The following is a 13,321-nucleotide window of genomic DNA, read 5'->3' as shown; positions in this document are numbered from 1 at the left end:
ATTCATCCGGGAACGGTGTTTTTTTACAATTCATTCTAATCCTCAATCGTGGATAGATCTCCTGTCGGTAGATGCAGCTCCCATGCCTTCAGTACACGCCGCATGATTTTACCTGATCGTGTCTTCGGAAGTTTATCCTTAAACTCGATTTCCCGCGGGGCAGCATGTGCAGACAGACCCGCTTTGACAAAAGCGGCGATCTCCTCTTTCAAGGCAGCAGTTGGAGTATAACCTTCTCTAAGCGAGATAAAAGCCTTAATAATCTCCCCCCGCACAAGATCCGGTTTGCCGATTACACCCGCTTCTGCCACTGCCGGATGCTCCACTAATTTGCTCTCCACTTCAAATGGACCAATACGCTCACCAGAAGAGTTGATGACATCATCAATTCGTCCCTGAAACCAGAAGTATCCTTCGTCATCCATATAAGCTGAATCGCCAGAAATGTACCAGCCAGGAATCCGGAAATATTCCTCATACTTCGTCTGATTGTTCCATATCGTTTTCATCATGGATGGCCACGGAGTTTTTATCGCAAGATTCCCCATAGAAAAAGGCGGGAGAACATTTCCCCGGTCATCCAGAATCGCTGCTTCAATCCCCGGTAACGGACGGCCCATCGAGCCTGGTTTGATATCCATTGACGGATAATTACAAATCAATTGTGCCCCTGTTTCAGTCATCCACCAAGTATCATGAATACGCTGATTGTAAAATTTATCTCCCCAACGTACTACTTCCGGATTTAACGGTTCACCAACAGATAGAACATGGCGCAAACTGCTTAAATCAATCCCCTGTAAAGAGTGCTCCCCTGCACCCATTAACATACGAAAAGCTGTAGGTGCGCTGTACCATACAGATACCTTATTCCGTTCGATTGTCTTATACCAATCCTGAGGACTAAAGCGGCCGCCTCTGACTACATTGGTCACCCCGTTTAACCAAGGGGCAAATATGCCGTATGAAGTTCCGGTCACCCAGCCAGGATCTGCCGTACACCAGTATATATCGTCTTGACGTAGATCTAGCACTACTCTACCTGTATAATAATGTTGAATCATTGCTCTATGCACATGATAAACGCCTTTGGGCTTACCTGTAGAACCAGAAGTATAATGCATAATAAGGCCATCGTCCAAATCAAGCCATTCTAAATTAAGATCAGCAGAAACGTTAGCCATCTCTTCTGCGAATCCTAAGTTTCCTTGCTCAATATCAGTTGCTCCACCTACTAGAAAAATATGACGCAGCTCAGGAAGCTCTTCTCGCTTGACCCGATGCAGCAATTCTGGCGTAGTTACTAGCGCAACAGCCCCACTATCCTCCAAACGATCCTTAACTGCTGTTTCCATAAAGGCTTCAAATAAGGGTCCTGCTATGGCTCCGATTTTGAGAATACCTAGCAGACTGAAATACAGTTCCGGTTGGCGAGGCATAAAAATAAATACCCTATCTCCTTTACCGATGCCATATTTACGCAATACATTTCCGAACCGGTTCGACCGCTCCTGCAGATCGGCAAATGTATAGGATTCTTCCCGTACAGTGTCACTGTAGAGTAGGGCCGTTGCCGCTCCCCGCCCTTCATCCACATGGCGATCAACGGCTTCATAGGCCATATTAACCTTGCCGGTTTCATACCATGAGAAATTACGTTCAACATCCTCCCACTCAAAATTGGCTACTGCCTCCGCATAATCAGACATATTGGAGCTCTGCACACGACCCGGCAAAATTTCGCTATGGACTTGACCCATCACTCTTGCCTCCCTCACTCGTTTGATTTAAGCTTTAAGGGTAAGACTCATGTTTTAAATAATGATGTCAATGCAATGAATGTGAATTTTTTATGTCTGAATTAGTATACCATAGCAAGCGTTTACATACCATTTTTTTGATCTGAAAGGAGCACTGTCATGGAGCATCGCAAAATCCCTATTTCCCATACTCTCTCCTATATGGGTAGAACGATAACTGTGAGCGGACCCCGATCTCCCGAGGACCTTGAAGTCCTGCATATGCATCAGGATCTTGATGCTTTCCGCAGGCCATTAGAGCAACAAGAGGCGCTCGTAGAGATCGCCAGCTTGCCAGAGGGCCGTGTAATTACCGCAGTAGAGAATGACGTTATAGTAGGCTATGTGACCTTCCATTATCCAGATGAAATGGAGTTATGGTCACAGGGTGGTATGGAGGATCTTATTGAGCTTGGAGCGATAGAGGTGAGTAATGATTATAGAGGGGCCGGACTAGGCCGGCTGCTGGTTTCTACTGCTTTTGAGCGGGAGCAATTGGAGAATTGTATTGTTTTTACAACAGAGTATTACTGGCACTGGGATTTAAAAGGCAGTGGGCTGGACGTATGGGCCTATCGCAAGATGATGGAACGGCTGATGAAGACCGTAAATATGGTTTGGTATGCTACGGATGATCCAGAAATTTGTTCACATCCCGCTAACTGCCTAATGGTTCGCATTGGACAAGAGGTGCCCATGTCCTCCCAGGAGACCTTTGACAGAGTACGTTTTAGACAACGCTTTATGTATTGATCATTAAATATGCTGCAGCATAAATTCTAATATGGAATGGGAGCGTTGTGAAGATTGTTCTGTAAATTCCCTGAAATTCACCTCAGCTGATCCATCAGACTTATCTGACATGGAGCGAATGATGACAAAGGGCGTGGCGTTCATATGACAGACTTGGGCAACCGCCGCCCCTTCCATTTCCACACAAGCTCCATCCATTTGGTCTCTTAATTCAGCTACAATCTCCGCATTAGAAATGAATTGATCACCAGATAACACCTTGCCTATCAAGTACTTTTGACCTAGCTCATTGCATGCCTTCTCAGCAAGCTGTACTAGCGCAGGGTCTGCCTGGAAGACGGAAGTCTCCTGATAAGGAATTTCGCCTCTTGCGAACCCAAGCCCCGTAGCATCCATGTCATGTTGTACACATGTAGAAGCTATAACAATATCTCCAATATTCAATTCTGGATGTACTGCTCCAGCAACCCCCGTAAACAGCACACGGGATACGCCAAAATTATCAATTAGAATCTGAGTTGTAACTGCTGCATTTACTTTACCCACTCCAGATTTACAGAGCACTACGGATTTTCCTAATATGTTTCCTATGTAATATTGTATACCTGCTTTAACTTTTGTCCGCTTGTCCTCCATACTCTCTAGAAGCAGCTTGATTTCTTCATCCATCGCTCCGATTAATCCGATGATTTCACTCACAGTAAATACCTCCTTTGAAGATTTATTTAGCAAATAAAAACATAAAAAGCTCCATAAGGAGCTTTTTACGGAATAACTGTTCAGTTCTTAAATTACTTATTTAGATGATTAACCGACAAGCGGAGAATCGTTTCATGAGGCAGGATAACCCGCGGATTCTCAACGGTTTCTTTCTTCATAAGCTTGGTCAAAAGTCTCATCGCAACTGCGCCCAAATCGTACATAGGCTGAGCTACGGTTGTCAGCAAAGGACGAACCATCGAAGCCATACGAATATTATCCACACTAATGATGGAGAAATCATCCGGTACCTTCAGACCTTCATCTTGAATACTGTGAATGGCACCAATAGCCATTTCATCCGTTGCCGCAAAAATAGCGGTTGGTTTCTTCTTGAGTCCAAGGAAATACTTCATTGCTTCTACACCAGATTCATAGCGGTAGTTACCGATGCGTACCAAATCCTCTTGGTACTCGATTCCTGCCTGTTCCAATGCTTTCTTGTAACCATGGAAACGTGCATATCCATTTGCAGGATCCTGCAGTGTGCCACTGATCATAGCGATCTCACGATGACCGTGACGAATCAATGTGTTCACAGCATCAAAAGCAGCGGTTTCATGATCGATGTCAACGGAAGGATAAGTTCCCTTCTCATCCCGTGTAGCACATAGAACAATCGGAACTGCAGAAGTCTGGAAAGCTTGAATATGTTCGTCAGTTACTGTACCCCCCATGAAGAGCAGACCATCGACCTGTTTCTCCAAAAGGGTATTAATGACACGAATTTCTTTCTCTTTACGCTTATCCGCGTTACACAATATGATATTGTAATGATACATGTTCGCGATATCTTCAATCCCGCGTGCAATTTCTGCAAAAATCGAGTTTGAAATATCAGGGATGACAACCCCAACGGTTGTCGTTTTCTTACTGGCAAGACCTCTTGCCACGGCATTGGGACGATATCCCAAACGTTCAATCGCTTCAAAAACTTTCTTCCGGGTCTGCGGTTTCACGTTAGGGTTATTATTCACAACCCGTGATACCGTAGCCATAGATACGCCTGCTTCTCGAGCTACATCGTAAATGGTTACCGTCAAATTACTCTCTCCATTGCGATAAATTTTATCGTTCGACTAATTAAAAATATGATACGACACTTTGTACATTTGTGCAATGATAACGCTTCATTTTCCTTTCAAAATTTCTTTCAAGGCTGAAAACGTCACCCTGGATTAAAATTGTGACCAGTGCTGGTTAACCTGTCCAAGAGCATCAATAATGTAACTTCTATCTATCGTAACAAAAAGTGAGTGAAAAATCCAACATTCCGTGAAAAATTTTCATTATTTTCACACAATTTTTTTATAATCTTCATTTTCAGCCATTTGGAAGGTTAATTGAGACAATCTTCGACTAGTTTCTTCCATCCAATACTGGTCTGACAGCTTCTCAGCTAAACGATAAATATCGAGAAGCATATCGACTCGGCTCTGAATCCTCTCTCGGATTATCGTCTCTAGTTCTGATATTCCCCCTATTATAGTTTCTGACAAGGATTCTTTTAATACACTGGCCAATTCATTTCTCTCCGTAAACAAAAAATCTTTTCCCGGATCATCTCCACTGAGTTCTTTTACTAATTTGCCTAGATCTGCTTTAATAAACTGCAAAGGTTCATAACTAGCGCATTCCGGGCAGGTATAGACAGGAACATGGGTAATCTTCATCTTCGTATTAAAAATCAAAGAATGCATATGTAAGTTCATGAGGCCACCACAACTGCACAACTTCTCCATCAAATTATCTTTATACATCTTCTACACCTCTTGCACAAAATTAATAAAGCACAAAGTTTGACTTTTTCAACTTCTATATTCGACTCTACTCGATTAAAACCCTCCTTTATTGCATATAATGATTAAATTGGCAATTTGTCTATAATTTACATCCCTAAAGATGACTTCATATTTTAAATTTGATAGAATAATGAAAGAATCATGGGAATCGAAAGGAGCTTAACTAAATGAGACTAGCCGGTAAAAAGGTCATAGCACTCGTAGACGATGAATTTGAAGATTTGGAGCTCTGGTATCCCGTGTATCGGGTGAGAGAAGAAGGTGCCGAGGTTCATTTGGCAGGTCTGGAAAAAAATAAGACGTACATCGGTAAATATGGCGTACCAGCTAAAGCAGAATACTCCTGGGACGAGCTTAATGCCGCAGATTATGATGGGATTTTGGTTCCAGGCGGCTGGGCTCCTGATAAAATCCGTAGATACAGTGCCGTTCTAAAGCTTGTACAGGATTTTAATGCGGCTAAAAAACCGATTGGGCAGATCTGCCATGCAGGCTGGGTATTAATTTCTGCTAAAATTCTGGAAGGTGTAACCGTCACCTCCACGCCAGGCATCCGTGATGACATGGAGAATGCCGGAGCCATCTGGAAGGATGAGGCTGTAGTTACGGATGGACATATCATCTCCGCTCGCCGCCCGCCAGATCTTCCGCCATACGGGAAAGCCTTTTGCGATGCACTCGCTGGGGAATAAAAACAGTAGGTATATAGTTTAAAATCAAAAAAGCCCTGTTTCTCACAATTTGAGGAACAGGGCTTTTGATTTGAGGCTTTAAAATCCAGATGGTTATCTAATCCGCACAGAATCCGTCTCCATGATCATATTTGGATAATTTGTAAACCTAAAAGTCAAAGGTTGAGGCAGCTTTTCTTTGCCTACGTTGAGAAAATAAGTTATTGTAGTTCCCTTAGCGTCCTCACGGTATTCTCTATATCTAGAATAACCCTCAGAATCATGTACAAGCCAATGTCCGCTTCCAGCGCTATCCACAAAATTATCGTCTATCCCAAAACCGGTTGCTTCATGCAACTCCTCAACTTTTTTGGGAATCAATAAGTCCAATACTATAATTCCCTGCTCTTCGTCCGCGGTCCGTTTAGAAATTGTGAGGTAGCTATCCGGTGCCTTTAAAATCTGCTGTGTTTCCGTGTTAATCACTAACTCCACCTTAGATTTATCCAGTGCTGAAATCCCCTCAATTTCAAGCTTGATTGGATCATCGGGTCTCATATTATCGTTATGGTAGATATTTGTCTGTGGGCCGCCATTTGTTAATGAAACACTACCCAACCCATTTAAGGTCTCTTGATCCTTCCCTTTTCCCATAATTAACTTAGGCGAAAGTGTTCTAAAAATCTTCATTTTATTATCGCCGTCATAAGATTCTTGCGTATAAATCCCAGTAGGCCCCATATAAACATTATTCACTTTGATCTTCTGTCCAGAAACAGCCAAACTATCCTTCAGATCAACGAACTCTCCTTCAAAATAATCTTTATCAGTATCCATAGGAATGGTGACGCTTAATTTTTTGATATCACTGTTCATGATAATATGTTCAATTGTTGCTGGAAAAACCGATAATGTAACATTCAACTTCTCCAGCAACTCATCTTGGTATTTATCCCACACAATTTGTTGAAACATATAAGTCGTACCAGGAGAACCATCCTCCTCACTCACGGAGTTACTAACGCCACTATAGCCACTCATTGAAAATTTATCCTCTGGCGCTTTTTTCAAAGACAACCCCATGAATTGCATCTTCTGATCCGTATTGTTCTGGATTGTATAAAGCACCACAATGCCTCTTCGGTCTGCAATGATTCCATTAACAGTCCATGTTATCCCGTCCACCTCAGGAGAAGAGATATTTACCTCCTTCATCATCCCCGCATCAAGTGCTGATTTAATCGTCAGATTATTAGCAATAACGGGTCTAAACACTTCAAGCTGACCCCAGCTTTTTGGAGGTAATTGCGCACGTACGGGATTTATCATCTGATTTGCCCAAGGCAAAATTATAAGTAAGGCGAATGCCAAGACTACCAATACAACAACAGCGTACTTTTTTCTAAAAGGCAAACGTGAACGGTTCCCTTGCTGCATCCCCTTGCGGATCGCGGTGTCCAGTTTTACATCCAGAATTTCTTCTGCCTCCGCATCGATTTTCTGAAAATAATCTTTAAGCAGCTTCTCTTCAGACTCAGCCATAAAATAGCTCCCCCTTCCGCTTCATTTTGTCACGCAGTTGTTTTAATCCTTTATTCAGCCATGTCTTCACTGTGCCCTCGGGTTTATCCAGCACCTCTGCAATCTCGGCAAGGGTCATATCCTTGTAATATTTGAGCACCAGCACTTGGCGATATTTGGGTTTCACTCCATCCAGCGCTTGTTCCATGTCCAGTCTGCGGTCACTTTTCATCTCCATGATCCCCTCATCACTTCGAGCAGCTTCTGCGACTGTATTCCTCTTTCGGCGTTTCAGCTCATCATTACAGCAATTAATCAAAATTCGTGTTAACCAAGGAGCGAAACGCTCCGCATCTTTTAAGCTTTTTCGTTTAATCCATGCGCGGCAGGTTGCCTCCTGCAAAACCTCCAGCGAATCCGCTTCATTTCGCAAATAGCTGTAGGCAATGCTATAAAGTTTTCTTTTCTGTCCAGCCACTTGCTCATAAAACAGCTCTTCATCCGTAGCAGCCATTTCCATTTCGTCATTTATAATGTGATCCATTTTCGGCCTGCCTCCCCCCTTGCCTTTATTCTTAAATCGGTTCTGTGTAACTCTCTCTATGTATTGACTGCGCCGCAGGGCAAACGGTTTTGTTTTTTTAAAAAGTATGGCTTAAATAAAGAAAAAGGCTCGGCAAGAATGCCGAACCTTGATATGAAATGAATAAAAGTTACAGTAACTTTAGGATGAGGCTTTCTCCTGTAGTTCCCCGCTTGATCCAAGTGTAAGACCACTTTTTTGGGCAAACGCAGTTAACATTTCTTCCGTCTCTGAGCTTGTACGATGGTGGAAACACGCTTTGGCGATTCTTTTGGCATCCTTGGCCAGTGTGTTCAGTGTGCGGTGTTTAACCTTCAGCAGCGCCTGCGGCGACATGCTGAGTTCTCTAATTCCAAGCTCCAGCCAAAGAGGCAAAGAACGCTCATCCGCCGCCATTTCACCACATACACTGATATCAATCTTGGCATTACGTGCCGCTTCTACCGTCATACGGATCATTCGCAGAACCGCTGGATGGTACGGATGATACATATGAGCAATTTGTTCATTCATACGGTCTACCGCTAACACATATTGAACCAAATCATTAGTGCCGATACTGAAAAAGTCAACTTCCTCAGCCAGTAAATCAGCAATCATAACCGCCGCTGGAACTTCAATCATAATACCCACAGGAAGATTCCGGTTAAAAGGGATATCTCGTTGCTCCAGCTCAGCTTTCACTTCTTCTAAAACAACTTTTGCCGCCTGCACTTCCTCTACGGAAGAAATCATTGGAAACATCAACTTTACATTCCCGTATGCACTTGCCCGCAGAATGGCACTTAGCTGAGTTTTGAACATATCTAATCGGTCCAAGCTGATGCGAATCGCCCGGTAACCAAGGAAAGGATTCTGCTCTTCAGGCAGCTGGATATAATCCAACTGCTTGTCCCCGCCAATATCCAGCGTACGAATCACTACAGTGTTATTGCCCACCTTCTCGACAACCTGTTTATACACTTCAAATTGTTCATCCTCAGTTGGAAAAGATCTGCGGTCCATATAAAGAAACTCCGTGCGGAACAGGCCTACGCCTTCAGCTCCATACTTAAGCGCTATGTTGAGTTCTTTAACTGAACTGATATTGCCGGCAAGTCGCAGGTTCACACCATCCTTGGTAACAGCCTCCACGGTGGCGAGCAGTTCCAGTTGCTCTTTCTTTTTATGCTGTTTATCCCGAATCGCTACGTATTCATTTATCGTAAGTTCATCTGGATGGATTTGTACAGATCCGGTATCACCGTCGATCACAAGCATGTCCCCGGTCTGAATAGGATTAGACAGATTATTCTCCAAGCCTGCTACAAGAGGAATGCCTAGCGCACGAGCCATAATGGAGGAATGTGAGGTTTTACCGCCCATCATGGTGACAATACCTAGAACATAAGTTGGATTCAAGTGAGCTAGCTGGGAAGGAGACAACTCCTTCGCAACAAGAATATATGGCTGTGTATCCGATGGTAACGTAACCTCTGGAGCGCCTAAAAGATGTTTTAAAAGACGGTTTCCGACATCCTTGATATCCACCGCCCGCTCCTTCATGTACTCATCGTCTAGCAGATCAAACATCGCTACAAAATGATCAATCGCTTCTTTCACAGCTACTTCTGCCGCCTTGTACTGGCGCTCAATGATCCCGCGGATTTCACTCATGAACACAGGATCATCTAAGATCGCCAGATGAGCATCAAAAATACTCGATTCCTCCGGACCTACCACTTCTCTGAACTCTTTTTTGATGAATTCAATCTCGTCCTTAGAGGTACGGATACCTTCGTATAAACGCTCAAACTCCTTAGCTAGATCCACTGGGTTCACTTGTGTATCCGGTAAGCTCCATTCCCAGTTCGGCAAGACAAAGGCCTTCCCGATAGCTACACCTGCTGCTGCGCCTATGCCTTGTATCATCCTTCAATCCCTCCAACGTTACTTTCGTGTAAGACTACGGACATTACTGATGATTGCCCCTTTTTAACATTTTTAAATGGAGCATAGCTCCATGATTTGACTCGATCAGGATTCGTGATCACCATCGGTGTAGCCAATGAGGCCGCATGTTCACGCAAATAAGCGAGGTCGAATTTAACAAGCAATTGACCCGGCTCCACGCTGTCGCCTTCTTTTACAACCGCCTCAAAGGGTCCCTTGAGCTGTGAAGTGTCGATCCCTATATGCATGAGTACCTCCAACCCTTCCGGCGTCGAAATACCCACGGCATGCATTGTAGGATAGACGTGCATAACTTTCCCGAATACGGGTGAAGTAAGTTCCCCTTTTTCCGGCAAAAATGCAACCCCATCCCCCACTAGCTTAGCTGCAAAAATGTGATCAGGCACTTCCTCAATGGGCATCATTCTACCCTGCATTGGCGAACTGAACAGCACCTGCGGTAAATCACGAAGCATAAGCTTATTAATCTCCTCGCGGATCAGTTCTGAATACGTGCCAAATACTACCTGGACATTTCCGCCGCCTAGCTTGATAATCCCAGCAGAACCTAAACCTTTAAGCGCTCCAGTATCTATATATCGGTCATTATGAACGGTAAGCCGCAGACGGGTGATACAGGACTGCACTTGTACAATATTCTCCTTGCCTCCAAGCGCCTCTAAGATCAGCGGTGCCTGATAAGGGATATTGCCGGCCCAATCCCCAAGCTCTGAACCTTCTTCACGCCCCGGTGTCGGGATCTGAAAACGGCGAATCGCCCAGCGAAATAAATTATAGTATACAATCCCGTAGCCGATACCAATCGGAATCAGCAGCCAAGCCCTCTGTGACAAATGCATGTTCAAGAAGAAATCGATGGCTCCAGCCGAATAGGAGAACCCGTGATGGATTCCCAGCATGTAGGTCAGCACCATAGCGAGACCGGACATTACAGTATGTACCGCGAACAAATACGGAGAAGCAAATAAAAATGCAAATTCGATCTGCTCCGAAACCCCGGTCAGAAAACAAACCAACGCCGCCCGCACAAAAGTCTTTTTAATCTTGGGCTTCAAATCCTCGCGCGCTTCCTGAATAATTGCAAAAGCAATGGCAGGCAGCGCAAACATCATAATCGGAAACAACCCCGCCATAAAAATCCCCGCCGTAGGATCACCTGCAAAAAAACGCGGCAAATCCCCCTGAACCACAGCACTGCCATCAGGAGTCGTAAAATTCCCAAATTGAAACCAAAACACATTATTAAGAATATGATGTAGTCCAAAAGCGGTCAGAACCCTATATAGGACCCCATAGATAAAAACGCCAAACCCGCCCGTCTGCAATATTCCCTGAAAAAGATTATCAAGCCCTATCTGCAGCAGCGGAGATATTCCTAACATTACCCATGCGAACCCGGCAGAAAATAAGCCCATGAACAGCAAAACAAAACGCGACCCTCCAAAAAACTGGATCGCCTCTGGAAGCTTAATATTTTTAAACCGGTTTTGCGCGACACCGGCAACGATCCCCAGCAAAATTCCGATTAGTGTTGCAGGTTGTACAAGCCCGTCTCCCATTTGGGTGACAATTCGGTCGTAAGTGAACATCCCAGCCAGCGCTGCCAGACCCGCTGTTCCGGCTTGATTGGATAACCCCCATGCTACACCTACAGCGAACAAATAAGGCATATAATAAAATATTGCCTGCCCCGCGTAAGTAGCCACTTCAGACACCGAAGAAAGTCCCCATGCAGACCAAGGTAAGCTGCCCAAACTAAGCAAAATGGCTGCCGCCGGCAGTACCATGGTAGGAAGCATTATGGCTCTGCCCAATTGCTGCAATGATCCGAGCCAATTCAAGGCTACCCTCTCCTTTCTTTCTATATTGAATGGTAAGCGCTGCGGGGATTTTTGTCAAAAGAAACTCATGAGATCATCACGTTACATTTTTAAAACAAATATTCTCACATTCCACTAAACATTTATTCATTAGTATCCATAGAACGGCTGGTATTTACGTGAGGCTATCGATACTACAGAGTCAGAATCGAGTTTAAGTGTACTTTGTGCAACTATTTATATCGACGTTACTCTGAGCACCTTTTTAACTGCACTTCATACAACTATTTTTAATGATTTTCCACTTCATCTAATCTTTGAGGCGTTTTAAGTGTACAAAGTGCAACTATTTCGCATTTAGATAGCTATTTCGGCAATTTAGTTGTATAAAGTGCAATTATTCCCTTGCGCAGCTACCGTATAGATTCCCTAGCATACCTGATCAGATCAGGTATGATTTGGTCTGATATGATTTGATTTGATTTGGTCTGAACTGATCTCAGAGCATTCGATTCATAACAGCGAACTTTTCTCCCCCATTAACTAGCTCTAACACCCTAAACTCACAGTTAGGAATTCCACCTGAGTTTAAGTGCACTTTGTGCAACTACTCCTATCGACGTTACTCTGAGCACCTTTTTAACTGCACTTTATACAACTATTTTTAGTGATTTTCCACTTCATCTAATCTTTGAGGCGTTTTAAGTGTACAAAGTGCAACTATTTCGCATTTAGATAACGATTTCGGCAATTTAGTTGTTTAAAGTGCAATTATTCCCTTGCGCAGCCTCTAAAGATCCTCTTACCACATTTGATCTGGTCTGAGAGCCTTCACCTCATAATACCGAATTCTTTCTCCCTGATTAACCGGCTTCAGCAACCCCTTCTCACTTAATGATTGCAGCAATCGACGCGCCGTACGGAAATTAATGCAGAAATGCGTGGCCACATCCTTTGGACGAACCGGTCTACCGAGACGCCAAGCGAAACGCAGAACCTCTTTTTCCTCAGACAAAATAGCTACGCTAGCAGATTTACGCGCCAAGTAAGGCGCCAGCACCAGTTGCAACAACATCCGGCAGACCTCGGGACGTTGCTGGATATCATCAAAAGAAAAATGAATCATCCTCCAGCCCATCCCAGTCAAAAAAGTGTCCCTATTTACTGAATAGTTGAATTTCTCACGGTCCATATCTTTCACATGGCTTTGATATCCATCACACTCGATCCCAAAGCTGCTGCCCGTCTGTGGAAGATAAGCAAAGTCCAGAAATTGTGATTTGCGATTCCAGTCATATACTTCGTATTCTGGATGCAAATCGTCTAGGGACTCAAACATAGGCCACCATATATTCTGCAAAAACAGCTTTTCCGCAAAATTATGTCCCCTAACCAGCCTGCCCCTTCTTTCACCTGTTCTTGATTTCATATGCTGGTCGATGAACAAACCATGTGCTTCTTCAAACTCCATAACCTATAGCCTCCCCTACAAAATAAAAAAACGCCCTTCACCGCAAAAGCGGTTAAAGGACGTTCTTCGTCTAATTTCATTATAACTAGCTCAACAGGCGTTTTACATTAGAAATCGCACCTTACGTTACACAATACCACTTATTTCGGCTAAACTTCATCATGTAAGTTTTCATTAGCCACAGCATCA

At 43.8% G+C, this 13,321-nt stretch carries 11 protein-coding genes; 2 read left to right on the top strand and 9 right to left on the bottom strand.

What is annotated here, in order from left to right:
- Nucleotides 1-35 precede the first annotated feature (35 nt).
- Entirely contained in the window at nucleotides 36-1,760 is a 1,725-nt protein-coding gene (gene acsA / locus NST58_RS13405; RefSeq protein WP_076129125.1) for an acetate--CoA ligase, read from the bottom strand.
- Nucleotides 1,761-1,919: 159 nt separating this feature from the next.
- Here acsA and NST58_RS13400 point away from each other — a divergent pair, with 159 nt between their 5' ends.
- Nucleotides 1,920-2,552: a GNAT family N-acetyltransferase gene (locus NST58_RS13400; protein WP_339248320.1), complete on the top strand. Its 633-nt coding sequence runs from the start codon at nucleotides 1,920-1,922 to the stop codon at nucleotides 2,550-2,552.
- Nucleotides 2,553-2,555: 3 nt separating this feature from the next.
- On the opposite strand, the gene NST58_RS13395 is transcribed toward NST58_RS13400, so the two are convergent.
- The 3 genes from NST58_RS13395 to NST58_RS13385 form a co-directional block, all read right to left on the bottom strand.
- Nucleotides 2,556-3,251 carry a 5'-methylthioadenosine/adenosylhomocysteine nucleosidase gene (locus NST58_RS13395; protein ID WP_076310556.1) on the bottom strand — a complete coding sequence of 232 codons (696 nt, stop codon included), beginning with the start codon at nucleotides 3,249-3,251 and terminating at the stop codon, nucleotides 2,556-2,558.
- Between the two features lie 92 nt (nucleotides 3,252-3,343).
- Complete coding sequence (gene ccpA, locus NST58_RS13390; RefSeq protein WP_036686140.1) at nucleotides 3,344-4,354, bottom strand: catabolite control protein A; 1,011 nt, start codon at nucleotides 4,352-4,354, stop codon at nucleotides 3,344-3,346.
- A 252-nt stretch (nucleotides 4,355-4,606) separates the two neighbouring features.
- A complete protein-coding gene (locus tag NST58_RS13385) occupies nucleotides 4,607-5,071 on the bottom strand; it encodes a hypothetical protein (protein ID WP_076220597.1) in 465 nt (154 codons plus the stop codon).
- A 209-nt stretch (nucleotides 5,072-5,280) separates the two neighbouring features.
- On the opposite strand from NST58_RS13385, the gene NST58_RS13380 reads away from it, so the two are divergent.
- The gene (locus tag NST58_RS13380; RefSeq protein WP_038570273.1) at nucleotides 5,281-5,805 is read left to right on the top strand and encodes a type 1 glutamine amidotransferase domain-containing protein; all 525 of its coding nucleotides are present in this window, start codon (nucleotides 5,281-5,283) and stop codon (nucleotides 5,803-5,805) included.
- A 93-nt stretch (nucleotides 5,806-5,898) separates the two neighbouring features.
- On the opposite strand, the gene NST58_RS13375 is transcribed toward NST58_RS13380, so the two are convergent.
- The 5 genes from NST58_RS13375 to NST58_RS13355 form a co-directional block, all read right to left on the bottom strand.
- The gene (locus tag NST58_RS13375; RefSeq protein WP_076275868.1) at nucleotides 5,899-7,326 is read right to left on the bottom strand and encodes a DUF4179 domain-containing protein; all 1,428 of its coding nucleotides are present in this window, start codon (nucleotides 7,324-7,326) and stop codon (nucleotides 5,899-5,901) included.
- Nucleotides 7,319-7,849 carry a sigma-70 family RNA polymerase sigma factor gene (locus tag NST58_RS13370; protein WP_094902125.1) on the bottom strand — a complete coding sequence of 177 codons (531 nt, stop codon included), beginning with the start codon at nucleotides 7,847-7,849 and terminating at the stop codon, nucleotides 7,319-7,321. The genes NST58_RS13375 and NST58_RS13370 overlap by 8 nt, the downstream gene beginning before the upstream one ends.
- Nucleotides 7,850-8,029: 180 nt before the next feature.
- Nucleotides 8,030-9,799: a phosphoenolpyruvate--protein phosphotransferase gene (gene ptsP, locus NST58_RS13365; RefSeq protein WP_076136100.1), complete on the bottom strand. Its 1,770-nt coding sequence runs from the start codon at nucleotides 9,797-9,799 to the stop codon at nucleotides 8,030-8,032.
- Nucleotides 9,796-11,682 (bottom strand): glucose PTS transporter subunit IIA, encoded by a 1,887-nt coding sequence (locus NST58_RS13360; RefSeq protein WP_036686132.1) that lies wholly within the window; start codon nucleotides 11,680-11,682, stop codon nucleotides 9,796-9,798. Before NST58_RS13360 ends, ptsP begins: the two co-directional genes overlap by 4 nt.
- Before the next feature lie 781 nt (nucleotides 11,683-12,463).
- On the bottom strand, nucleotides 12,464-13,132 hold the full coding sequence (locus NST58_RS13355) for a hypothetical protein (protein ID WP_076277974.1): 669 nt from the start codon (nucleotides 13,130-13,132) through the stop codon (nucleotides 12,464-12,466).
- Nucleotides 13,133-13,321 lie beyond the last annotated feature (189 nt).

The organism is Paenibacillus sp. FSL R10-2796 (assembly GCF_037965315.1).
In the GTDB taxonomy this organism is placed as follows: domain Bacteria; phylum Bacillota; class Bacilli; order Paenibacillales; family Paenibacillaceae; genus Paenibacillus_AQ; species Paenibacillus_AQ odorifer.
This window is presented reverse-complemented; position numbering and strand designations above follow the sequence as displayed.

Bases quoted from the DNA above. Each gene is read 5' to 3' on its own strand.
- acsA (WP_076129125.1), bottom strand. From the start codon at position 1,760: ATGGGTCAAGTCCATAGCGAAATTTTGCCGGGTCGTGTGCAGAGCTCC.
- NST58_RS13400 (WP_339248320.1), top strand. From the start codon at position 1,920: ATGGAGCATCGCAAAATCCCTATTTCCCATACTCTCTCCTATATGGGT.
- NST58_RS13385 (WP_076220597.1), bottom strand. From the start codon at position 5,071: ATGTATAAAGATAATTTGATGGAGAAGTTGTGCAGTTGTGGTGGCCTC.
- NST58_RS13380 (WP_038570273.1), top strand. From the start codon at position 5,281: ATGAGACTAGCCGGTAAAAAGGTCATAGCACTCGTAGACGATGAATTT.
- NST58_RS13375 (WP_076275868.1), bottom strand. From the start codon at position 7,326: ATGGCTGAGTCTGAAGAGAAGCTGCTTAAAGATTATTTTCAGAAAATC.
- NST58_RS13370 (WP_094902125.1), bottom strand. From the start codon at position 7,849: ATGGATCACATTATAAATGACGAAATGGAAATGGCTGCTACGGATGAA.
- ptsP (WP_076136100.1), bottom strand. From the start codon at position 9,799: ATGATACAAGGCATAGGCGCAGCAGCAGGTGTAGCTATCGGGAAGGCC.
- NST58_RS13355 (WP_076277974.1), bottom strand. From the start codon at position 13,132: ATGGAGTTTGAAGAAGCACATGGTTTGTTCATCGACCAGCATATGAAA.